The organism is Flagellimonas marinaquae (assembly GCF_003992675.1).
Classification (GTDB): Bacteria; Bacteroidota; Bacteroidia; order Flavobacteriales; family Flavobacteriaceae; genus Flagellimonas; species Flagellimonas marinaquae.
Genome location: NZ_RZMZ01000015.1, coordinates 499343 through 522833, shown reverse-complemented (window position 1 = coordinate 522833; position 23491 = coordinate 499343). Strand labels below are relative to the sequence as shown.

Sequence of the window (23491 nt, the reverse complement as noted above, 5' to 3'; positions counted from 1 at the left end):
CTCATGGAAGTTCAGCTTTTTTTGGCCGTTGTCATCGGCATTGCCATCCTATTGTTTTTGATCTTAAAGCTTCGCATCCATGCTTTTGTTGCGCTGCTTATTGGCAGTATCGTTGTAGGGCTTATTGCAGGACTCGATGCAAATCAAATTATATCTACCATACAAAAAGGGATGGGTGGTACCTTGGGTTTTGTGGCTACCGTCGTGGGGTTGGGTGCCATATTTGGGGGAATCTTGGAAGCATCAGGTGGTGCAAAAGCCATCGCTGATTTTATGGTTTCCAAGTTTGGGCTGAAAAAAGCTCCTGCCGCAATGGTAGTCTCCGGTTTTTTGATTGCCATTCCCGTTTTTTTTGATGTAGCCTTTATAATTTTAGTGCCCATGATGTATGCCCTGCAGCGAAGAACGGGAAAATCTTTGCTTCTTTATGCCATTCCGTTATTGGCGGGACTAGCTATAACCCATGCTTTTATTCCACCAACGCCAGGGCCTATAGCCGTGGCTGACATCATCGATGTAGATTTGGGGTGGGTCATCCTCATGGGATTCATCGCCGGAATCCCCACCGCTTTGATTGCAGGTCTTTGGTTTGGACGTCACATCTCAAAAAAAATATTTGTGGCTGCGCCCGAGGAAATAGAAGATGGTACCACACCAAACCTTCCACCTATTGGTCAAACCCTAATGATCATTGGCCTACCCATTATTTTGATACTACTAGATACGATGGTGACGGCGGGTACATTCGGAATTACGAGCACAACCATACTACAACTAATCTCCTTGGTGGGGCATCCATTCTCTGCTTTGATCATTGCCAATTTACTGGCTTGGTACTTTTTTGGACTAAAAAAGGGGTTCACCAAAGACCAACTCCTTAAAATATCCACCAAATCGCTAGCACCCGCAGGTACCATTATCCTGCTAACAGGAGCGGGAGGTGTTTTTAAGCAGGTACTTACCGATACAGGAGCTGGTGAGCTTTTGGCCAATTCGCTTAGCAATGCTGGAATACCCGTTTTGGCCTTTGCTTTTATCAGTGCCGCCATTGTGCGAATCGTCCAAGGTTCGTCTACGGTAGCCATGATTACAGCTGCCGGTTTGGTTTCGCCACTTTTGGCCAATGCCGAAATGAAACCCATGCAACTGGCTTGTATGGTGATTGCCATTGCATCGGGAGCAAGTATTTTTTCCCATGTGAATGACAGTGGTTTTTGGCTGGTAGGACAATATTTGGGCATTACCGAAAGACAAACTTTCCGATCTTGGACGGTAATGACTACTATTTTGGCCTTTGTTGGTATGATTACCGTTTCCTTAGTCTATGTTTTCGCATAAAAAAAGCCACCCAAGGGTGGCTGATCTATTTTAATTCTTACGGTTATTGCTCGTTCTCGGCTTTTACCACAAGTCGGAATCCTTCTCCGTGAATGTTCAGGATTTCTACCAAATCGTCCTTTTTTAGGTACTTTCTTAATTTGGCGATGTACACGTCCATACTCCTTGAGGTAAAATAATTGTCATCCCTCCAGATTTTGGTCAATGCCAATTCTCGGGGCATCAAATCATTTTCATGCAGAGCCAACAAACGCAACAATTCATTTTCTTTTGGCGATAATTTGATGGGTTCTTCCTCTTTATATTTCAAGAAACGAAGTTTTGAATTGAGGTGGAAGTTTCCGATTTCAAATTCAAATTGTTTGCTATCGGCCAGAGAGCTGGAGGCCTTCCGCTGCAGAATGGCCTTCAATTTCATCAACAGGACCTCAGAGTCGAACGGTTTGTTCAAATAGTCATCGGCTCCTGCCTTGTACCCTTTCAGCACATCCTCTTTCATAGTCTTGGCCGTCAAAAATATAATGGGTACATTTTCATTCTTTTCTCGGATTTCCTTGGCAAGGGTAAAACCATCCTTATAGGGCATCATCACATCCAAGATACAGACGTCATAGTTGTCCTTTTTGAATTTTTCAAAACCTTCCATTCCATTTTTGGCCAAAACCACCTCAAAGTCGTTCATGGTCAAATAATCCTTTAGCACGATTCCAAAATTCGGATCGTCCTCTACCAGTAGTATCTTCTTTTTTTCTGTTTCCATTGTTCGTTTTTAAATTAATGGGAGTTTTATAAAGAAGGTGCTTCCTTTTCCTTTTTCACTTTCTGCATAAACCTCTCCTTGATGATCGTCTATAATTCGTTTTACGTAGGCCAATCCTAATCCGTGGCCTTTAACGTTATGTATGTCGCCGGTATGTTCCCGGTAAAACTTTTCAAATACCTTTTTTAACACTGCCTTGCTCATGCCAGCCCCTTGATCTTGGACTTTGATGATGATGCTGCTTTTCACGACTTCCGTGTACACATCTATTTTTGGCGTTTCTGGAGAATACTTTACCGCATTGTCCAAAATGTTCACCACGACATTGGTCATGTGCATATCGTTGGCCAATACCTCAGATCGTTCGGCATCCAAATGGGCGTTTACATAGCCCCCCCGATCCTGAACGATCAATTCCACGTGAGCAATGGCATCCGTTATGATATCATGCATGTTCACCCTATCCTTGGTGATGTCCAGCTGGTTTTTTTCCAGTTTGGATATCCTGAGAACGTTTTCTACCTGTGCATGCATACGTTTATTTTCATCACGAATCATGCCTAGATAACGCAATACCTTTTCCTTATCCTCAATCGACTTTGGATTTCTTATCGCCTCCACCGCCAAATTGATGGTGGCAATGGGCGTTTTGAACTCGTGGGTCATATTATTGATGAAATCAGATTTGATCTCAGAAATCCGTTTTTGTTTGATCAGCTGGTATATCGCACTCGAATAAGCCAGAACTATGACCAAGGTAAATACCAAGGATAACAACGCCATTTTCATAATGGAGCCAAAAATGAACCGCTTCATGCTCGGAAAAGTGAGCAACAAAGAAAAGTTGGAAATCCCTTCGCTATCCTTAAAAATGGGCGCCTTGTACATTTTGGAACCGGAAAACTTGAACTTTCTCGACCTTATCTTGGTGGGATACCCTTGACTGTACACCCCGTATTCATAATCGATGTTTATATTCCGGTTGCTTAGTTCTTGACTCAACAACAGCTCCAATTCCTGCTTGGTCACCCGTTTATGAATGGGGCGCGTTTTGGCCGCTTCCATAAACACGTCTTCCCAGGCCGCTTTATCAATACTACTTAAACCGCCTATTTTTTCAGCTCGCTGTATGGGGGTGAGGCTGTAACTTTTGCCGTCCAACCCGTACTCTTCCTTAAAAATTGCCTTGGTACGCTTGCTGGTAAAATTTCTGATGGTCGTAGTATCTTCACTTCCATCGGTATCAATATCAAAGAACGCAGAGGTTATATTGTAATCTTCTTCCAAAATTCCATGGGAATAAAAAAGAATTTCGTCGGAGTTCAAATCCCGATCCACGAACAAAAAATTCTTATACTGTGTGCTTTTGGGCTCACCAATGCTATCGGCTAGGGAGGCCAAACGGTCTGAGTATTCTTTCATCTCGCGCTTCTCCACCCTACTCGCCACTTTGTCCAGAATGTCCGTAACCGTTCTTGAAAATTGTTCTTCCTTATCGTTTATGGAGGTTTGAATCCAATACACCTGCACAAAAATTATCCCTAACAGGGACAAGCTCATAAGAACAACCAGAAGAACAAATAGCTTCTTGTTCATTGTTGTAAAATTAAAAATTTAACATTTAGCACTTTGAGCGTTTAACCAAAACTTAACATAAATGTTAAAATTTGGATGCCAAGCTTAAAAGTTTGAGGTGTAGTAGGTTAACCTTTTCCTTGGTTTTTTTTAAATCGAGGTTTTCTATGGTAAAATCGGCCAACCCTGCTTTTTTATCATCTTCCCATTGGTGCTGTATCCTATCCCTTACCGATTCCTTTCCCACCTCATCACGTTCTACGACCCTTTGTATACGGGTTTGCTTGGGAGCAGTAATCAAAATCGTGTAATTATATTTATCCGCTGCCCCATTTTCAAAAATTAGGGCGGTCTCCTGAATAACGTAAGGGGATTCCTGACGCTGGGCCCAATCCAAAAAATGTTTTCGTACCGCCGGATGCACTATTCCGTTCAGCTTTTCCAACAACTCACGGTCTTTGAACACCTTTTCCGCTATGAACGTTCGATTTAATCCATCCACCGTATAAGCTTGCTTTCCAAAAAGGTCAATAATGCTCCCTTTCACTTCTTCGGATGTAACCATGAGTCGTTTGGCCTCCTTATCCGAATCGTACACAGGAACTCCCAGCTCCCTGAACATTTGGGCAACCGTGGTTTTGCCGCTGCCAATCCCGCCTGTAAGCCCTACTATCATCATTGTTGTTCCAGTACAAAGTTAACCGCATTCTCTCCCAATTTCACATCATACACCTTTTGTGGACTTTGTGTCAGCTCCAAGAACAAGGTCCGGCTCTCCGAACCTATCAATTGGCCATAATCTGCTACCACTTCAAAATCTGTGGCCGATAATTCCTTTAATCTTTCTATCGATGCTTTGCAAAGCAGAGTGACCGAATCTGGAAACGTCTTAACTTGGTACCCATCGGGAATATTGATTACTTGAATGGGCACCTCAAACACCCTTTCGGAAAACTTGGACACCTTTCCCGTGACTGTGGCACGGCTAGTGGAAAATATCGTATTACCCAAGCCTTTGGGGAAAATCAAATTGATCTCTTTTGTAAAATCGCTCTTTACGTTGGTAAGTTGCAATGGCGCCGTTGCAATGGATTCAATGGTATCGATTTCGTTTTTTGGCCCCTTTACCTCTATGGAATCGGGTTTTACCTCCACCTTCCCTTCCAAAATAAAATTCTGCTCCAACTGAAGGTTCATTTTGGGTTGAACAGGTATTTTCTTGGTTTCCACTTGATAGAGGTCAACCTCCAAAGCCTTCAGGTCCAGCTCCAATAGGGAAACATTTTGGGATAATTGTTGGTCCATCTGTCGTCGCAATGCCTCTTGGCCCAGCACATATTTTCCGTTTTGATACGCCACTTGGGAAACATCAATATCCATTCTTCCCTTAAAAATTTTATAGTATAAGAACTGGAAACCGCTGGTCCGCAGCTTGGCCTCGATTTGTTTACTCGAATTATCGCCCAACAAAAGCGAGTCGGGCAAATTCCGATAATTGAGGACAAAATAAGATCTAGACTCGTAGGTTTCGGACAGATTGCTGATAAACCAGGCCATAAAGGAGCATAGCAAAAACAGTGAAAATACTTTCACTTTCTTTTGATTGAGGCCGTGCAATACCTTTTTGAACACTTTTATTTCTTCTTGAAAAATAGTTTGGGAAATAGTTCCTCTGGATTCTTATTACTAAAGTTAAGCAACATTGTGGACTTGATAAAACCAATTCCATAACCTATAAATTGAACAAATACCGCATAAATTGACAAAAGGGCCACACTTATGCTCCTTGTCTTGATCCAAGCGTCCAAGAACAATACCAAAAAATATGAGGCGTAGAGAAACAAGGGCAACCAAAGTCCTAAAAAAGCCGCCAAAATGGCAACACCAAGTCCCAATATAAACAAGGTAGGAAACCAGTAGGTAGGTTTTGCCGTTCCGGGATGCCATTTGTTCAAGATAGGGCGCACCATACCAAATTTGTTCACCTGGGTGTAAAACTTATTCCAATCGATGCGTCTTTTATGATATACAAAGGCTTTTGGGAACAATCTGCTGCTAAATCCCGTCTTCCAAATCCGGAAGGTCAAATCGGGGTCTTCCCCAGGATGGATTTGACCAAAACCACCCGTCTTTTCGAATGCAGTTTTGGAAATACCCATATTAAAACTGCGGGGTTGAAATTTTCCTACGGTCTTTTTCCCACCACGGATTCCTCCCGTGGTCAGAAAAGAAGTCATCACATAGTTGATGGCCTTTTGAACTACGGTAAACGAGGTGTCGGCAGCATCTGGCCCACCAAAGCAATGAACAAAATCCGCGTTGAGTTCCCTGTCCACTTCGGATAGGTACTGTTGAGGCAGCATACAATCGGAGTCCAAAATGATAAAATAATTCCCCTTGGCCTTTTGCATCCCAAAGTTTCGGGAATCGCCCGGCCCGGAATTCTCCTTATAGTAATAGGAAATCTGAAGGTGCTCACGGAATTGTTCAACAACCGCCTCCGAACGCTCTGTGGACCCATCTTCTACGATAACCACTTCAAAATCATCCTGAAAATCTTGCTTTTGAAGACTTTCCAACAATTCACGAACTTCTTGGGGCCTATTGAAAACCGGAACTACTATGGAGAAAAGAATATTCATTTGAAATAGAAAGAGGCTTTATAAAAAGCTGGTTTTCTGTCAGTTCGAGCGCAGTCGAGAACTTAAAATGTATTGATAATCAATAGGTTTCGACTGCGCTCAACCTGACAAAGTCAAAATATTGCCGCATTTCGTACGGCTCTATCCCTTCTATTTTTTAACGGTTTATTCCGAAAACTCATCGATGATTTCTTGGCTCACCCCTGTGCTGGAGAAACCGCCATCGTGAAAAAGGTTCTGCATGGTCACCTTTTTGGTCAAATCGGAGAAAAGTGATACGGTATAGTTGGCGCAATCATCTGCGGTGGCGTTGCCCAGAGGCGACATTTTTTCCGCATAGTTGATAAAGCCGTCAAAACCTTTCACACCTTGTCCTGCTGTGGTTGGAGTCGGAGACTGGGAGATGGTATTTACCCGAACCTTGTGTTCTTTTCCAAAGAAATAGCCAAAACTTCTTGCTACAGACTCCAAATAAGCCTTATTGTCGGCCATATCATTGTAATCGGGGAAGGTTCGCTGTGCTGCCATATAGGTCAAGGCAACGATACTGCCCCACTCGTTCATGGCCTCAGCTTTGTACAAGGACTGCATTACTTTATGAAACGAAAGTGCGGACACATCCCATCCTTTGGCCGTGAAATCATAGTTTTCATCCGTGTAGGCTCTTCCTTTCCTCACATTGACGGACATTCCAATGGAGTGAAGCACAAAATCCAACTTTCCGCCCAAAATTTCCATGGACTTCTCCACCAAGTTTTTCAAATCCTCTTCACTAGTGGCATCCGCAGGAATAATTTCTGAGTTGGTCTTTTCCGCCAGTTCGTTGATTTTTCCCATGCGCATGGCGATGGGGGCATTGGTAAGCACAAAAGTGCCTCCTTCTTCATGAACACGTTCTGCGGTTTTCCAAGCGATGGAGTTCGGGTCCAACGCGCCAAAAATGATTCCTTTTTTACCTTTTAAAAGATTGTATGCCATAATTTCTTGCAATTGTTGATTGTAAGGCAAAGATATTTAAACTAATTGAAGTTTGGGAAGCACCTATAGGTTTTATTGCAGCAGCTCCTTGGCATGCGCCAAAGCAGATTCCGACAAATTCTTTCCTCCCAGCATCTCCGCCAGTTCCTTTATCCTTTCTTCCTTGTTCAATTGTTTGATATGGGTGCTGGTGCCTCCTTGTGCCTCCTCTTTGTACACTTTAAACTGATGCTGCCCTTTGGATGCCACTTGCGGCAAATGGGTTATGGAAAATACCTGCATGGTGTTGCTCATCTGCTGCATAATCTCACCCATTCGATTGGAAATTTCACCCGAAACTCCGGTGTCAATTTCATCGAACATCATGGTAGGAAGGTTTTCATATTCTGCCAAAATAGATTTGATGGTCAACATAATCCGTGAAAGTTCCCCACCAGAGGCCACTTTCTTTAGCTCGCCGTAGTTGGACCCTTTGTTCGCGGAGAACAGGAAGACCAAATCGTCCTTTCCGTTGGGTTTAAAGGTACTGGACGGATTCAATTCTATTTTGAAGGTGGCCGAAGGCATCCCTAAAGAAACCAAGTTGATTTGTAACCGTTCTTTCAATTTAGGAATGACCGCTTTTCTGCCTTCGCTTATTTTTTTGGCCCATGCATCTACTGTCTCCGTGATGGATGCCACTTCGTTCTTTTTGGCCTTGATTTTGGACTCAATATTGGCCACGGCATCCACTTTTTGGGCCAATTCTTCCCGAATGGAAATCAATTCGGATACGGAATCGGTATGATGTTTCTTTTGAAGATCGTACAATTGTTGTAATTGGCCGTTCACCACTTCCAAACGTTCCGGATTGGCTTCGACCGTATCTTTTAAACGCTCCAGTTCCGTGGCAATATCATCTGTTTCTATCAACACAGATTGAATCCTGTCATTCAAGGCTTTATAATCGGAGCCAAAATCGGAAAGATTCTGGAACGCTCGCTTAAGTTCTGTAAGCCTTCCCACAACGCCCAATCGTTCATCGTTCAGTAATTGGTGTCCTGCAGATAAGTTTTCCATAATCTGCTCCACGTTGCTCAACTGCTCGTATTCCTCTTCCAAAGCCTCTTGCATCCCTTCCTTGAGCTTGGCTGCTTCGAGTTCTTCGAGCAAAAAACTATTGTAGTCGTGCTCCTTGTCCGCATTCGCCTGAAAATCTTCCAATTTTTGAAGCTCCTTGGAAACGTTTCTCAGCTTTTGAAGCGCCTCTGCGTAGCCTGAAAGATTCCCTTCATTCTCCGCCAAGGCATCCAACACTTTCATCTGGAAATCGTTGTCGGCAAGCTGCATGGTCTGATGCTGGGAGTGCACATCCACCAACTGGTCGCCCAAGGCCCGCATCACATCCAAAGTGACAGGGGAATCATTTACAAAAGCTCTAGACTTGCCACTGGGAAGGATTTCCCTGCGGAGGATAGTCACAGCCTCATAATCCAAATCATTCTCCTCAAAAAAGGATTGAAGTTGATAGTTGGAAATCTCGAACTCTGCCTCTATGACACATTTCTGCTCCGTGTTTTTTAGAGATGATAGGTCGGCGCGTTTGCCCAGTACCAAAGAAAGTCCTCCCAATAAAATGGATTTTCCCGCACCGGTTTCTCCCGTTATGGTAGTAAAACCTTTGGGGAACGCCACACGGACGTCATCAATCAATGCATAGTTTTGAATGGATAGATTTACTAGCAATACTGTAGATTTTACCCGTAAAGATAAACCTCTTTGGAGAACTGCACTAGTAATTTATTTCATTCCAAGTACCGGAATAGAATGGAGCCACCTTGTTCAGGGTTTCCTTGAGTTTTACGATATCCACTTTGGGTCCATCGGAAAAAATATTCTGGATTTCCTCAGCTTTGGCATCAAAAAAAGTCTGGATCAAAAAGGCATTGGGCCGTCTGCTGATGAGGGTCTCGAACAACCGAAGGCTCCCTGCAATTATCTGTTTGCCCGTGCTGTTGTTGTCTGCCAAAATATCGAGTCCTTTTCTGTGGTAATTGTACATGGCAATACGATACTCCCGGAACGCGTTGTTCAGCAAATTGTCTACCAACTCAAAGCGGCTGCGGTCGCCTGTCTCTTGACTCCAACCACTAAAACTGGAGCTTTGGGCCTGGGTAACGATGTTCTGTGCCAAACGATAATAATCGTTTCCGCCTTCCAAGGAAAAGGTATCGGCGTCCAATCCCAAGATCATGTACACATAGTACGAAATAACACCGACCAAATTGGAATCGAACGAATTGGGATTGTACACCAAAGGTTCAAATTCCTGGTATTGAAAATTGAAAGCGTTGTCTTTGTAATTGAACACTGGGCTTTCGTAGCTCGTACCAAAAACGGGCCGTGTGGACTGTATTTGGATGTTCGCTTCAAACCGGTCTGACTCATATTGGGTCACTGTAATGAACATCCGGGCACTCACCCTTTCATTCTCCCGATAAACACGGTTGGTCCATTTGGTCTTGTTCACAAAATCATTAAGTGACCGCTCCAAAGTCCTAAAAATCTGTTGATTGGTCTGCCCTACCTGATCAGAGTTTACGGTAACCTGACAGTTGAGTTCCTGTGCGTTACCAGCAAAGGTCGTAATGAGTAAGGCAATGAAAAAAAGTATGCTACGCATGGATCCTGGAGATGATTTCTTCCCAAATGTCCGAGGCTACCTCAGACTTCGTTTTCAAATCAAACGTTTTTATCTCCAAATTCTTATCTATGAAGGTTATTTTATTCGTGCTTCCACCAAAACCCGCTCCATCATCTTTTAGAGAGTTGAGCACAATGCCATTCAAGTTTTTTCTTTTGAGCTTGTCTTTGGCATTTTCAAGCTCATTCTCCGTTTCTAGGGCAAAACCGACCAAAAACTGGTCTTTTTTTACCTCTCCCAAGGATTTTAGAATGTCCGGAGTGCGCTCCAGTTTAATCGACATCTTCCCTTCCTGCTTTTTGATTTTTTCCTTGGCAACGGTAGCTGGTCGGTAATCGGCTACGGCAGCGGCACAAATGGCCACATCTACATCGGCATAACTCTTATGGCAGGCCTCGTACATTTCTTGGGCCGAGGTAACTCGAACCAGATCAATAAAAGCATGATCCACGTTCAAGTGCGTTGGACCGGAAACCAGTACCACTTTCGCTCCCAAGTTGGCGGCGTGTTTGGCCAGTTCAAAACCCATGGTGCCGGTTGATTTATTGCCAAGAAAACGGACAGGGTCAATGGCTTCATGCGTTGGGCCAGCGGTAATGAGCACTCTTTTACCTGTTAACGGCAAACCCTTCGCCAAATCGGATTCAATATAATGAACGATGTTTTCAGGTTCTGCCATACGCCCTTCTCCATGCAAGCCACTTGCGAGTTCACCGGATTCGGCGGGAACTATTCGGTTTCCGAAGGACTCCACCTTTTCCAAAGACGCTTTGGTGGACGGATGCTTGTACATGTCCAGGTCCATGGCAGGAGCCACGTATACAGGGCATTTGGCGGACAAATAAGTCGCCAGCAGCAAATTGTCGCAGGTTCCATTGGCCATTTTGGACAAGGTATTCGCTGTTGCCGGAGCAATCAGCATAAGGTCTGCCCACAGCCCCAATTCCACATGATTGTTCCATGATAGACTTCCGTCCTCTTCGTTCACAAAATCCATTAACACTGGATTTTTGGAGAGTGTGGAAAGGGTGAGCGGAGAAACAAAAGAGCTGGCGCTCTGGGTCATAACTACTTTGACCTGTGCGCCAGCTTTAATCAGTAACCGTACTAGGAAAGTGGTCTTGTACGCGGCAATTCCCCCGGAAATTCCCAAAAGAATATTTTTACCGCCCAGCATTTCCTAGGAGTCTTTCTCTGTATTTCTGTAGTAGATTTTATCTTCCAACCACTCTTGTACCGCAAGGGCATGTGGTTTTGGTAACTTTTCGTAGAACTTGGATACTTCAATCTGCTCCTTGTTCTCAAAAACCTCTTCCAAGCTATCGCTATAGGTAGCGAACTCTTCCAACTTTTCCAACAATTCCTTTTTGATTTCGGAGTTGATTTGGATAGCTCTCTTGGCCGCTATGGAAATGGCTTCGTAAATGTTTCCGGTCTTTTCGTCAAACTCGTTTCTGTTTAGTGTAACTGTGGATACCGGCGCCTTGGTGTTTTTCAAATCTTGCATGTGAGTGGTTTAAAAACTTTTTTATTTGGATAAGGAAGTCGTGAATGCGCCCAATTCCTGCCGGATGGTCTCGGCAAGTTTGTCTGCTTCTTGCTTAAACTTCGTTTCAGGGAAATAACGCATTAAATTGTTATAGGAATCAAGAGCTTCTTCCAATCGCTCTTTCTTCTTGTCCTCTGTACTGTTGACAGCTAATCTTGTAGCCGCTTCAATTCGATAATATAGGGCTTCTTCCCTATATACCGAACCAGGGTTATCGGTAATGAAATTATCGAAGGCCGTAATGGCCGAAATCAACACGGGAAGATTGAACTCTCCCAACTTGTTGAACTGCTTCGCGATTTCGATCTCTTTCTTTTCTTTTTTTGTTGTAAGCTCACGCGCCATGGCATTGGCTTCCTCAAAATATTCAGATTCCGAATAATTGTTGATAAAGGTTTGAAGCTTTAACAGTGCCTTGTCGGTCTCCGTTTGGTCCAACGAATACCTTGGGGATAGATGGTAATAACTTTTTGCCCCCAAGAAACTGGCTTCTTGGATTTTGTCACTTCTTGGGTATGATTTCACAAATCGTTCAAACTGATACCCTGAAAGATAATAATCTCCATTTTTGAAATAACTATCCGCAAAGAAGAACATAACCCGCTCCCCTTGAGGTTTTCCTACATAAGCAGGTGCTATTTGCTCAAAGAGCCGAATCGCTCTTTTATAATCCCCTTCGTTGTATAGCTTCTCGGCCATTTCGTATTTGGCCTTTACGTCAGCCTCCTTAAGTACCTTTTGGTACTCGCTACAGGAAACGAACAGCGCTAATGCACAACAAACTAGGAGTATGGACCTCATTTTCAAAAACATTTTGCAAAATTAGTGATATTGAATGGATATAAAAAAGATTTTTTATCACTCAAATGTAACGGGTGCAAGGGCCAATCCCCAAGAATTTGGGCAAGATTTAACGAATTCTATACCTGAGCCTTGTCCAGTGACTTCAGCCAGACACTGATTTTTTCCTTTAAGGAAGGGCTAGCTTCCACTAGGGGTAGGCGAACTGCCGCAGTGGATACGCCCAAACTTTCAAAAATACTTTTGATTCCCGCTGGATTGCCTTCTTCAAAAATAAGTTGCATCAATGAGGAAAGTTTGTGATGTATCGCATAGGCTTCCTTGACCTGGCCCTCCAATCCCCATCGGATCATATCGGAAAAAAGTCCGGGCAAGCCCTGTCCCAAAACAGAGATCACCCCTGCCCCACCGGCCAATACCGTGGGCAATGCCGTGGCATCATCCCCGGAAATGACCATAAATTCTTCCGGCTTGTTCTTGATGATATTGTCAATTTGTACCATATCCCCACAAGCTTCTTTGATGCCCACAACGTTTGAAAATTCATAGGCCAATCGCAAAGTGGTCTCTGGCAACATATTACTTCCTGTTCGGGAAGGTACGTTATAAAGTATGATAGGAAGCGGAGAGGCCTCTGCCAACATTTTAAAATGTTGATAGATTCCTTCCTGTGTTGGTTTGTTGTAATAAGGTGAAACAGATAGGATGGCATCAAAATCGGAAAGATCTAGTGTTTTTAACTCATGCGCCACAGCCATAGTGTTGTTGCCACCAACGCCGAGTACCAATGGCAGTCTTCCTGCATTCGTCCTCACCACAACATCTACCACCAACTGCTTTTCCGCTTGGGATAGGGTAGCCGATTCGGCGGTGGTTCCCAAGACTACCAAATAGTCTACACCACCTTGTATGTTGTGTTCCACTACGCGTTCCAACGCTTGCACATCAACCGATAAATCTGCTCTGAACGGAGTTACCAATGCCACTCCTGTTCCGATCAATTGTTCCATTTGCTCAAATTTCGTTTAATATCTTTAAATATTTTTTCAACTCGCTCTTGAACAATTTAAAATCGTTCAAGGGGGTGTTTAAAATCAAATCGTTCACCTTGGGGTCTTGGGCAGCCAGCCCAACTTTCAATCGGGCGGGGGTCTTTACCGATAACAGCTTCATCATTAAATTATCGACTTCATAATAATTGATCAACATATCGTATTCCCTGCCCAAAAACTCAAGAACGTAGCCGTTGGCTATTTCACCTTTCCAACCGAGATCCTTGTCCGAATACATTTGTATGGCGTAAGGGGAATTTTTATCATATTCCCGTTTGTACCCAATGATCTTGATGGCATTCGGCCTCAGTTCAAACTCATCAATCAGTTCATAAAAGGCCTCAGCTTTTGGAAAATTATCAACATCCACAATACATCCAATGCTGGTAATCCCCTTCTCCCTGGTCACGGACCTTGGAGGCTTTTCCATTTCCTCCTTTAAATATTTTAGCCCCGATTTAACCTTAAATTTGTCTTGGAGTCCTTTCAAAAACATATTTTTGACAATTTTTACAAAGGTAAATATTCTACCAAGACGACTTAACAAAGATACGCCTGTGAACAATTTTAAATTAAAACAATTTGTTATATTCCTAACTTTTTGTTTTTTGATGGCCTGTAAAAAGGAAAACGCCACCCTGACCGAAATCCAAGGCCGACAAGTCCCAATCGACACCACGTTGGCAATCACCGATTCCATTGCCGACTACATAGCTCCTTACAAAAAACGGATTGACCAAGTATTGGACAGCACCTTGGCCTATGCTCCAAAACCGCTGTTACTCAACGACGGGGAACGCACCTCTTCGATGGGCAACCTAATGGCAGATATTGTCCTGGAACAGGCTGCACCAATTTTCAACTCTCGAAGCGGTAAAACCTTGGACTTTGTGGTCCTGAACGCTGGCGGGGTTCGCTCCATTATTTCCGAAGGAAATGTATCCGCAAGAAATGCCTATGAGGTCATGCCTTTTGAAAATTATATTGATGTGGTGGAACTCAGTGGGTCGGCTACCCGGGAACTCATCAACTTTGTGGCCAAAGCCTCCCGGCGACATCCCGTGGCGGGGATTGAAATCGTAACGAATGCCGACGGCTCCCTAGAGTCCGTGAACATTGGCGGACAACCTTTTGATGAAGGACGGAATTACTATGTGGCCTCTACCGATTACTTGATCAATGGAGGCCCTAGCGTTGGCTTTTTCAAGGAATTTGAATCCAGAACGCCTACCGATTATTTATTGCGCAATGCCATTATCGACTACTTGAACAAGGTGGATACCTTGGAAGCAGTGGCCGATGACCGAATCAAACAATTGAAGTAAGACATGAAAAGAAGGGATTTTATCACCCATACCTCCGCGGCCTCTGCCTTGATTGGCTTGGGCGGACTTAGTTTGAGTTCTTGCTCCTCGTTGGGAAGAAAACAGATTACCATTCTGCATACCAACGATGTGCACAGCCATATCGACGCCTTTCCAGCCACCCACTCCAGACACCCCAATATGGGCGGTGTTGCCCGAAGGGCCACCTTGGTAGAGCAGATTCGCAACGAAAACCCAAACACGCTTTTATTTGATGCCGGGGATATTTTTCAGGGTACGCCTTATTTCAATTTTTATGGTGGGGAATTGGAGTTTACGCTAATGAGCAAGCTGAAATACGATGCCGCCACCATTGGAAACCACGACTTTGACAACGGTATCGACGGACTTTTGGCACAAATGCCACATGCCTCCTTTGAGCTGCTTTCTGCCAACTACGATTTTTCCAACACAGTAATGGACGGTTACGTGAAGCCATACAACATATATAACGTTGATGGGATTAAAATCGGGGTGTACGGACTTGGTATTGAACTGGACGGACTGGTGACCAAAAAATTGTACAAAGAGACCCAATACCTGAACCCCTATGAGATAGCCATAGATATGGAGCGAAAACTCAAAGAGGAAGAACAATGTGATTTGATCATCTGCCTTTCCCATTTGGGTTATGATTACAAAGAACCCAATAGACCCTGCGATACGCGATTGGCACAACAGACTTACCATACCGACCTCATCATTGGCGGGCATACCCATACCTTTTTGGATAAACCCGATGTACGCATTAACCAAAGCGGGAATTCGGTGCTGGTGAACCAAGTAGGTTGCTACGGTATCAATGTAGGCCGTATCGATTTCTTTTTTGATACAGATAAAAAAGCCTCGGCGAAAGGGGTAAGTATTTCGGTGTAGTTTTTCGGAAGTCCGAAGCCCGAAGTCGGAAGTTAGGAGTTAGGATGTCATTTCGAGCTGTCATCCCGAGCGATGGTCATTGAGCGAAGTCGAAATGAGTCGAAGGGCAGTCGAGAAATCTGTATAGGAACCAAGAAATAGGAATCAAGATTCAGGAGAGAAAAGATCATAGAAAATAGACTTGGTTTGATGGGCAGTCGGAAGCCCGAAGTCGGAAGTTAGGGGTTATGAGTTTGGAGTTGGGAGTCAGTGTGCAGTTTTCAGTAGGCAGTGGAAATTGTTGGTTTTGTGAGAAAGTTTGTCAGTTCGAGTGTTTTTTGGCGGTTTTTGTAAAAAAAGAGACAAAAAATGCATCGAGAACTTTTTCCAGTGGGGAGCCAAGAATCAGGAATCAAGAACCAAGAAGGCAGTTTTGTGAACTTGAAACTTGAAACTTGAATTTGAATTTGGGTTTGACTCTCAACTTCCTAAAGATTGGCCTCTACCAAAACCTTCAGTTCTTCCTCCAGACCATAATTTGGGAATGGTTGTCCTGCCCTATCATACCAATATCGTGCATTCCATTCATCCCCCTCTTTTCGATGTAAATAGGCATGAATCCAACTGCCCATGGTCGAATGAAGGTCTTGTGCAATGTTGTGGGACGACTCCCAATCCCCTTGGGCGTCAAACCAAAGCGATTGTAGGGCCTCCGGCCATTCCTTGGGAGGTGCGGTCAGGTCAAGGGTAGATTCAAATGCTTCGTAATCATTCGGGATCATGCGTCCAGTTTTTGTAAAAATTCCTGCTCGGAAATGATGGGCACACCCAAGGTCTCCGCTTTGGTCTTTTTACTGGGTCCCATATTGTCACCCGCCACCAAAAAAGTAGTTTTTGAGGATATGGATGAAGCCACTTTTCCACCATTGTCCTCAATCAGTTTCTTTAGGTCATTACGGCTGATGGTTTCAAACACTCCCGATACCACAAAGGTCTGACCCTTGAGCAATTCAGTCTGGTTTTCCAATTGCGCTTCAGAAAGGGAAAATTGTAATCCATAGGACTTTAATCGGCTTATCAATTCCATGTTTGCTGGCTCCGAGAAAAAGCTGACCACACTTTCGGCGATGCGTTCCCCTATCTCATCCACAGCCACCAATTGCTCCTGCGTGGTGGACATCAATGTATCAATATTCTTGAAAGCTTTGGCCAGTTTTTTGGCCACCGTTTCTCCAACATAGCGAATCCCCAAGGCAAAAAGAACGCGTTCAAACGGAATGGTTTTGGAGGCCTGCACTCCGTTCACCAAGTTTTCAGCGGATTTGTCAGCCATTCGTTCCAAGGGCAGAATTTGCTCCTTGGTCAAGGTGTACAGGTCGGCATAGTTGGCAATGAGCCCTTCCTTGAACAACAGCTCTACGGTTTCACCGCCCAATCCTTCAATATCCATCGCCTTTCTGGAAATAAAGTGCTGAATACGACCCGTAATCTGTGGCGGGCAACCGATATCATTGGGGCAAAAATGTTGTGCTTCGCCTTCCTTTCGAATCAATTCCGTGCCGCATTCAGGGCAGTTTTCAATGTATTGTGTAGGTTGGGAGTCCTTGTCGCGTTTGGTAAAATCAACCTTGGTGATTTTTGGGATGATTTCTCCTCCTTTTTCCACAAAAACGGTATCCCCTTCGCGCACATCCAACTTGGCGATTTGGTCGGCATTGTGCAATGAGGCCCTTTTCACGGTGGTTCCTGCCAGTAAAACAGGTTCCAAATTAGCCACTGGGGTTATGGCACCTGTCCGCCCCACTTGATAGGTAATTTTGTTCAATACGGTCGTGGCCTGCTCCGCCTTGAATTTGTAGGCCATGGCCCAGCGTGGGGATTTGGCGGTGTATCCCAATTCCTCTTGTTGCTGAATGTTGTTGACCTTGACCACCACTCCATCGGTTTCATAGGGCAAATCGTGTCGGTGCACTTCCCAATAGTCTGCAAATTGCATGACTTCTTCTGTAGACCTGCACAATTTGGCCACGGTAGGCACCTTGAATCCCCAAGAGCGTGCTTTTTCCAAGACTTCAAATTGGGAGCTGATACCCAAATTTTCGCCAGCTATGCTGTATAACAAACATTCCAATGGGCGTTGGGCCACAAGGGCACTATCTTGCAACTTTAAACTGCCCGATGCCGTATTTCTAGGGTTCATGTAGGGGTCTTCCCCTGCTTCCACGCGCTCGGCGTTCATTTTGGCGAAGCCTTCGAGGGTTAGAATGATTTCTCCCCTGATATCGAATTTTTTGGGGTAGTCGCCCTTCAATTGCAAGGGAACGGATTTTATGGTTTTGATGTTGTTGGTCACATCATCCCCCTGAAAACCATCCCCACGAGTAACGGCCCTTACCAATTGGCCTTCTTCGTAAGTTAGGCTAATGGAAGCGCCATCATACTTCAATTCACACGTAAACTCCACCGCTGCATCGCCCAAAATTCGTTGGATGCGCTTTTCCCAATCTTCCAAATCCTCCTTAGAGTAAGAATTGTCCAACGAATACATCCGATGCTGATGGAAGACCGTTTCAAAATGTTTGGTGACCATGCCGCCGACCCTCAAGGTGGGTGAAGTCGGGTCCTGAAATTCGGGGTGCTCTGCCTCCAGTTTTTGAAGCTCTTTGAGCTTCATATCAAACTCATAATCCGAAATCGAGGGCTCATCAAGTACGTAATATTTGTAATTGTGCTCCCGTAGCTCTTCCCGCAGGGCATTTATTTTGTCTTGGGTGTTCATTTTTTTGTTGCTTTTAGCATCCTATCGTTGCCAAATAAATCTTTTCGGAGTTCAATTTCCGAAAAATTATGGGCTTGAAAAAGTGCTTTGGTCTCTGCTCCCAGATATTGATTGATTTCGAGGTACAAGTTTCCCATTGCGGATAAATGGTCTTCCGCAAAATTGATGATGGCCTTGTAAAAAAGCAACGGGTCTTCATCCTTCACAAAAAGAGCTGTGTCGGGCTCAAAATCCTTTACGTTCTTTCGAATTTCATCCTTTTCCAACTCCCTGACGTAGGGCGGATTGGATACGATGATGTCAAAAACAAGTTCAGGTTCAAGTTTAAGTTCAGGATTAAGAATGTCCTGGTGCAAAAACGTGATGTCCACTTCATTGGTTTCAGCGTTTTTCCGAGCTACCGTCAATGCACCTTCAGAAACATCCAAGGCATAGACGTCAGCATCGGTCAATTGTTTGGCCAGAGCAATGGCTATGCATCCGCTGCCGGTTCCTATATCAAGCAATTTGAAGTCTCGACTGCGCTCGACTTGACAATCATCCAAAATCCATTGTACCAATTCTTCGGTCTCGGGTCGTGGAATCAGTACATTCTCGTTGACCTGAAGCTCCAAATCCATAAAATGGGCAGTTCCCAATATATGTTGCAGGGGTTTTTCGATCTTCAATTCCGATAAGGCCTCAAAAAGGGGCTGCTCCTCATCCTTGGTCAGAGCAATTCCGGGCTGAATGGCCAAAATGAAACGTTCCATTTTTAGGTAATGCTCAATGCAGGAGTAGAAAAAGGAATCTATTTCTTCTTTGGGATATACTTCGCCCAGTTCTTTATGGAAAATATCTTTGATTTCTTTAAGGAGCATTACAACTTTTTAAGCATCCATACCGGGCAGGAATAATGCCCTGTGTTGCCCATTGGGGCGTCGATATAGTCAAAACCGTTCTTTTTGTACAGTTTTTGGGCAGCTTCCATGTAGGGCATCGTTTCAAGGTAACATGCCTCAAAACCAAACTCTTTGGCCTTGTCCAAACAAGCGGCAATCATTTTTGCACCAAGACCTTTGCCCCTAGCTTCTTCCAAAAAATACATTTTTTGAAGCTCACAGACATTTCCGTCATAATTGTCCAACTTCGCCACACCTGCACAGCCTATAATCCTTCCTTCATGCTCTATTACAAAGTAAGCTGCTTTGGGTACATTATAGTTTGAGTACATGTCATCCAAAGCTTTGTCGGCATAAGCCGTGCCCACTTTGGGAATGCCCATATCCTCAAAAACCTTTCGTATCACTTGGGCCACCTGTGCATTGTCTTCGGGGGTTATTTCACGAATGACCATATCTCCCATCTTTGTGTTTTTATTGTTCTATTTTTGCGGGGTGAATATACATCAAAAATACATCCTTCGCTGCATTGAACTGGCCAAAAAGGGACTTGGGACCACGGCTCCAAATCCCATGGTGGGATGTGTGATCGTTCATCAAAATACAATTATCGGAGAGGGCTTTACCGACCCCTATGGAGGTTCCCATGCCGAGGTGAACGCCATCAACTCGGTGGCGGACAAGGAACTGCTGAAAGAAGCTTCATTGTATGTGACCTTGGAACCTTGCTCCCATTATGGGAAAACTCCTCCCTGTGCAGATTTGATTGCCAAATACCGACTCAAAGAGGTTTTTATAGGCTTGCAGGACCCGCACGACAAGGTTGCTGGCAAGGGTATCCAAAAATTGAAAGAGGCAGGCTGCAAGGTCACGGTGGGTATTTTGAAAGAGCAATGCAGGGAACATCACAAACGATTTTTGACCTTTCAGGAGAAAAAGCGGCCCTATATCATTCTAAAATGGGCGGAGTCTAATGATGGCTTTTTAGCACCGGAAAAGTCGTTGCGAAATAGCAATCCTGAACCTTTTTGGATTTCCAATCCCTATTCTAAGCAATTGGTGCATCAATGGCGAAGCCAAGAACAGGCTATTTTGGTGGGTACCCGGACCGTATTGGAGGACAATCCCAAGCTGACCACCCGCGAATGGTCGGGCAAAAACCCTGTTCGTGTGGTTCTGGACAGGGATTTAAAAATAGATGCTGACCATCATGTTTTGGACAAGTCCGAACAGACAATAGTTTTAACTTCGGTCGATGATGCATCAAAATATGTTGAGGGCGTAAATTATGAAGTGATCGATTTTTCACAGTCCTTGGCCCAACAAATTTGTGAGGTGCTTCATCAGCACGACATTACCAGTGTTATTGTTGAAGGTGGTGCCCAAATGCTTCAAACCTTTATTAATGCCCACATGTGGGATGAAGCCCGTGTATTTAAAGGTATTATTGATTTTAAAAAAGGGTTGCCAGCTCCACGATTACAAGGAACTTTGCAGCATCAAGAACAAATACTGACCGATACCTTATCTATTTATCGCAATGATTAAAAATATTATCCTCGATTTTGGCGATGTGCTCATCAACCTGGACAAACCGGCAACGGCCAAAGCCATGGTACAACATGGGTTCACCGAGATTACACCAGCGCTGGAAGTATTGTTCCAAGACTACGAGAAAGGTTTTTTGAGCTCTTCGGATTTTTTGGACGAGGTCGCTTCGTATTTTCCCAACGCAAATCAAGATTATCTTATCGAAGCTTGGAATTCAATTCTTTTGGATTTTCCGGAACACCGACTGGAGTTTATTGAACAACTGGCAATGGAAAATCAATATAAAATGATTTTGTTGAGCAATACCAACGACCTGCATATGGAACGTGTAAAGGCCCGGATGGGAATGGAGCGTTTCCTTAGGTTTCAAAATGCGTTTGATGTATTTTACCTAAGCTATGAAATAGGGATGCGTAAACCGGATGCCGAGATTTTTGACTTTGTCCTGCAAGAAAACGAACTCTTGCCCCATGAGACCTTTTTTGTGGATGACGTGAAAGAAAATACCGATGCTGCAGCGGAATTGGGAATCAATGTCTGGAACTTGCAGGTGGGCAAAGAGGACATCACACAACTAAAATCAAAATTGTAAATGATATACCTGATTCTGAGCGTGCTCAGCTCCACCCTGATTTTTGTGGTCTTTAAACTGTTCGACGTTTACAAAATCCAAACGCTGTATGCCATTATTACCAATTATGTAGTGGCCTGTACCGTAGGTTTTTTTCTATATGATGGCCCTGTTGGCGTAAGTGACCTTACCAATAAATCGTGGCTTATCGGTCCTATAGTATTGGGAGTTCTCTTCATTGTCATCTTCAACTTGATGGCCCGAACGGCACAGGTCTCAGGTGTTTCCGTGGCATCAGTGGCCACCAAAATGTCGTTGGCCATTCCGGTGGTGATGGGGATGCTCTTGTACGGCGAACGATTGAGCGCATTTCAAATTATTGGGATTGCACTTGCGCTAGTCGCTGTGTATTTGGCTTCAATTAAGGAAAAACATATCCGAATCGAACGTAAAGCTCTTGTGCTACCACTTTTGGTGTTTTTAGGGTCGGGAATCATCGATACCAGCATTCAATATTTTGAAGAAATCCATTTGACCGACCAAGAGATTCCTGTTTTCTCCTCCATGATCTTTGGTTTTGCCGCTTTAACGGGATTCCTGTTTATTGGGATAAAATCGGCAAAGACCCCGTTGAAAATGAACCTTAAAAATCTAGTGGGCGGTATTGCGCTGGGCATACCCAATTATTTCTCCATCTATTTTTTGATTCGCGCCCTGCGAGCCGACATACTGAGCAGCGCGGCCATTTTCACCTTAAACAATGTTGCTATTGTAATGTGCTCCACCCTATTTGGTATTTTGCTTTTTAAGGAAAGACTAAGTATGAAAAATTGGAGTGGCGTGGCCTTGGCCATTATGAGCATAATATTGGTAGCTTTGTTCTGATGGAGAAAAAAGAGGATGTTTACAAGACCGTTACCCAACCTTCCCCTGAGATATTATATAAGGACCGAAAGAGCAAATTCTATGCTGCGGTTTATCCCATTGCTTCGGAGGAGGACGTTAAGCCGATTGTTGAGGAACTTCGCAAGAAACACCATACAGCAAATCACGTTTGCTATGCTTGGCAATTGGGGATAGACCATCCTAATTATAGGGCCAATGATGATGGTGAACCCAACAATTCAGCGGGAATGCCCATTTATGGGCAAATCCAATCCTTTAACGTCACCAACGTATTGATTACTGTAACCCGGATTTTCGGCGGCACCAAACTTGGGGTCGGTGGGTTGATACAAGCCTACAAAACCGCAGCGCAAATGGCTTTGGAAAGTGCCCAAATCGTGAAAAGGACCGTAAAAGTGCAATTGCGCTTACAATTTGGATATCCTGTAATGGATCTAGTAATGCGTACCATTAAACAGAAAGATTTGGATATTGTATCACAAAAAATGGAGCTGGATTGTGAGCTTACGGTTTCTGTTCGTTTGAGCGAATCAGAGGAAACGTTACAAGTTTTCGATGAAATGCATGGGGTAAGTGTACAAATGCTGGTTTGATTGATTCAAGATCGCTCCGCTGTTAGATTCAGAATCGCTTCTTTAAAAGATATAAGAAAAAGTCTCCTGTCTCCAAAAAAAATCAATCCTCCAACTTTTCAAGAATATAATCAGGACATTTAACGGGCCTGCCCGTGTTTTTATCCATAAAGGCCAAAACTGTATGAGCAGTGGCCAATAATTCCCCTGCCTCGTTCACAAGCTCATAATCGAATGCTATTTTCACCAGGGGCTTGGAATTAAGTTGGGTTCGCACCGTTAATAGGTCATCGTAGAGCGCAGATTTCTTGTAGTCAATATGTAAAGAAATTACGGGCAACATAATACCGTTATCTTCCATGCTTTTGTAAGTGATTCCCATGGCTCTTAACCACTCTACTCGGCCCAGTTCAAAATACTGTGCGTAGTTACCATGATAAACAACCCCCATTTGGTCGGTTTCCGCATATCGAACCCGAAAAGAATATGAATTTAGACCCATTTTTAGCTTAAAAATTATATATTTAGAGGCTTGCTTATTTTGAGGGTAACATGCGAAAAAAAAACAATACATTCAATGACAATTTGATTTTTTTTTTAAAAGATTTGTTCACATATTTGTCGCATCCAATGA

Annotated in this window: 25 protein-coding genes; 7 read left to right on the top strand and 18 right to left on the bottom strand. The window is 43.9% G+C overall.

Annotated elements, in window-relative coordinates; translation table 11 throughout:
- The first annotated feature begins 3 nt into the window (after positions 1–3).
- Positions 4–1338: a GntP family permease gene (locus tag EO130_RS11725; RefSeq protein WP_127141693.1), complete on the top strand. Its 1335-nt coding sequence runs from the start codon at positions 4–6 to the stop codon at positions 1336–1338.
- Positions 1339–1381: 43 nt separating this feature from the next.
- Here the strand turns inward: EO130_RS11725 and EO130_RS11720 are convergent, their stop codons facing one another.
- The 13 genes from EO130_RS11720 to EO130_RS11660 all read right to left on the bottom strand — a co-directional run bounded on the left by EO130_RS11720 (position 1382) and on the right by EO130_RS11660 (position 13874).
- Positions 1382–2098: a response regulator transcription factor gene (locus tag EO130_RS11720; RefSeq protein ID WP_127141692.1), complete on the bottom strand. Its 717-nt coding sequence runs from the start codon at positions 2096–2098 to the stop codon at positions 1382–1384.
- Positions 2099–2107: 9 nt separating this feature from the next.
- Complete coding sequence (locus EO130_RS11715) at positions 2108–3694, bottom strand: sensor histidine kinase (RefSeq protein WP_127141691.1); 1587 nt, start codon at positions 3692–3694, stop codon at positions 2108–2110.
- A gap of 64 nt (positions 3695–3758) precedes the next feature.
- On the bottom strand, positions 3759–4352 hold the full coding sequence (coaE, locus tag EO130_RS11710; protein ID WP_127141690.1) for a dephospho-CoA kinase: 594 nt from the start codon (positions 4350–4352) through the stop codon (positions 3759–3761).
- A complete protein-coding gene (locus EO130_RS11705) occupies positions 4349–5266 on the bottom strand; it encodes a CdaR family protein (RefSeq protein WP_127141689.1) in 918 nt (305 codons plus the stop codon). Before EO130_RS11705 ends, coaE begins: the two co-directional genes overlap by 4 nt.
- A gap of 41 nt (positions 5267–5307) precedes the next feature.
- Positions 5308–6315: a glycosyltransferase family 2 protein gene (locus EO130_RS11700; RefSeq protein WP_127141688.1), complete on the bottom strand. Its 1008-nt coding sequence runs from the start codon at positions 6313–6315 to the stop codon at positions 5308–5310.
- 165 nt (positions 6316–6480) lie between these two features.
- A complete protein-coding gene (locus EO130_RS11695) occupies positions 6481–7293 on the bottom strand; it encodes an enoyl-ACP reductase FabI (protein WP_127141687.1) in 813 nt (270 codons plus the stop codon).
- A 72-nt stretch (positions 7294–7365) separates the two neighbouring features.
- A complete protein-coding gene (gene recN / locus EO130_RS11690) occupies positions 7366–9018 on the bottom strand; it encodes a DNA repair protein RecN (RefSeq protein ID WP_127141686.1) in 1653 nt (550 codons plus the stop codon).
- Between the two features lie 46 nt (positions 9019–9064).
- Positions 9065–9955, bottom strand: coding sequence for a type IX secretion system protein PorD (gene porD / locus EO130_RS11685; protein ID WP_127141685.1), 891 nt, complete (start codon positions 9953–9955; stop codon positions 9065–9067).
- The gene (coaBC, locus tag EO130_RS11680) at positions 9948–11153 is read right to left on the bottom strand and encodes a bifunctional phosphopantothenoylcysteine decarboxylase/phosphopantothenate--cysteine ligase CoaBC (RefSeq protein ID WP_127141684.1); all 1206 of its coding nucleotides are present in this window, start codon (positions 11151–11153) and stop codon (positions 9948–9950) included. The genes porD and coaBC overlap by 8 nt, the downstream gene beginning before the upstream one ends.
- Before the next feature lie 3 nt (positions 11154–11156).
- Positions 11157–11483 carry a DNA-directed RNA polymerase subunit omega gene (locus tag EO130_RS11675; RefSeq protein WP_127141683.1) on the bottom strand — a complete coding sequence of 109 codons (327 nt, stop codon included), beginning with the start codon at positions 11481–11483 and terminating at the stop codon, positions 11157–11159.
- 21 nt (positions 11484–11504) lie between these two features.
- Positions 11505–12338, bottom strand: a complete 834-nt coding sequence (locus EO130_RS11670) for an outer membrane protein assembly factor BamD (protein ID WP_127141682.1) — start codon at positions 12336–12338, stop codon at positions 11505–11507.
- A 107-nt stretch (positions 12339–12445) separates the two neighbouring features.
- A complete protein-coding gene (gene dapA / locus EO130_RS11665; RefSeq protein WP_127141681.1) occupies positions 12446–13336 on the bottom strand; it encodes a 4-hydroxy-tetrahydrodipicolinate synthase in 891 nt (296 codons plus the stop codon).
- Positions 13337–13340: 4 nt separating this feature from the next.
- Positions 13341–13874: a DUF6913 domain-containing protein gene (locus EO130_RS11660; RefSeq protein ID WP_127141680.1), complete on the bottom strand. Its 534-nt coding sequence runs from the start codon at positions 13872–13874 to the stop codon at positions 13341–13343.
- Positions 13875–13989: 115 nt separating this feature from the next.
- Here EO130_RS11660 and EO130_RS11655 point away from each other — a divergent pair, with 115 nt between their 5' ends.
- Together EO130_RS11655 and EO130_RS11650 are read left to right on the top strand one after the other, a co-directional pair.
- Positions 13990–14703, top strand: coding sequence for a 5'-nucleotidase C-terminal domain-containing protein (locus EO130_RS11655; RefSeq protein WP_241244347.1), 714 nt, complete (start codon positions 13990–13992; stop codon positions 14701–14703).
- Positions 14704–14706: 3 nt separating this feature from the next.
- Positions 14707–15618, top strand: a complete 912-nt coding sequence (locus EO130_RS11650; protein WP_127141678.1) for a metallophosphatase — start codon at positions 14707–14709, stop codon at positions 15616–15618.
- A 467-nt stretch (positions 15619–16085) separates the two neighbouring features.
- Here the strand turns inward: EO130_RS11650 and EO130_RS11645 are convergent, their stop codons facing one another.
- From EO130_RS11645 to EO130_RS11630, 4 genes are read right to left on the bottom strand one after another with little or no spacing between them, the layout of a single operon-like run.
- A complete protein-coding gene (locus EO130_RS11645) occupies positions 16086–16379 on the bottom strand; it encodes a hypothetical protein (protein ID WP_127141677.1) in 294 nt (97 codons plus the stop codon).
- Entirely contained in the window at positions 16376–18376 is a 2001-nt protein-coding gene (gene ligA / locus EO130_RS11640; RefSeq protein ID WP_127141676.1) for an NAD-dependent DNA ligase LigA, read from the bottom strand. Before ligA ends, EO130_RS11645 begins: the two co-directional genes overlap by 4 nt.
- Positions 18373–19236: a peptide chain release factor N(5)-glutamine methyltransferase gene (prmC, locus tag EO130_RS11635; RefSeq protein WP_127141675.1), complete on the bottom strand. Its 864-nt coding sequence runs from the start codon at positions 19234–19236 to the stop codon at positions 18373–18375. Before prmC ends, ligA begins: the two co-directional genes overlap by 4 nt.
- A complete protein-coding gene (locus EO130_RS11630) occupies positions 19236–19721 on the bottom strand; it encodes a GNAT family N-acetyltransferase (RefSeq protein WP_127141674.1) in 486 nt (161 codons plus the stop codon). Before EO130_RS11630 ends, prmC begins: the two co-directional genes overlap by 1 nt.
- On the opposite strand from EO130_RS11630, the gene ribD reads away from it, so the two are divergent.
- The 4 genes from ribD to EO130_RS11610 are packed head-to-tail and all read left to right on the top strand — an operon-like array spanning position 19705 to position 22878.
- Entirely contained in the window at positions 19705–20805 is a 1101-nt protein-coding gene (ribD, locus tag EO130_RS11625; protein ID WP_127141673.1) for a bifunctional diaminohydroxyphosphoribosylaminopyrimidine deaminase/5-amino-6-(5-phosphoribosylamino)uracil reductase RibD, read from the top strand. The genes EO130_RS11630 and ribD overlap by 17 nt on opposite strands.
- On the top strand, positions 20798–21400 hold the full coding sequence (locus EO130_RS11620; protein ID WP_127141672.1) for an HAD family hydrolase: 603 nt from the start codon (positions 20798–20800) through the stop codon (positions 21398–21400). Before ribD ends, EO130_RS11620 begins: the two co-directional genes overlap by 8 nt.
- On the top strand, positions 21401–22264 hold the full coding sequence (locus EO130_RS11615) for a DMT family transporter (RefSeq protein ID WP_127141671.1): 864 nt from the start codon (positions 21401–21403) through the stop codon (positions 22262–22264). It abuts the gene before it with no gap.
- A complete protein-coding gene (locus tag EO130_RS11610) occupies positions 22264–22878 on the top strand; it encodes an IMPACT family protein (RefSeq protein WP_127141670.1) in 615 nt (204 codons plus the stop codon). Before EO130_RS11615 ends, EO130_RS11610 begins: the two co-directional genes overlap by 1 nt.
- Before the next feature lie 82 nt (positions 22879–22960).
- Here the strand turns inward: EO130_RS11610 and EO130_RS11605 are convergent, their stop codons facing one another.
- On the bottom strand, positions 22961–23359 hold the full coding sequence (locus EO130_RS11605; protein ID WP_127141669.1) for an acyl-CoA thioesterase: 399 nt from the start codon (positions 23357–23359) through the stop codon (positions 22961–22963).
- Between the last annotated feature and the right edge of the window lie 132 nt (positions 23360–23491).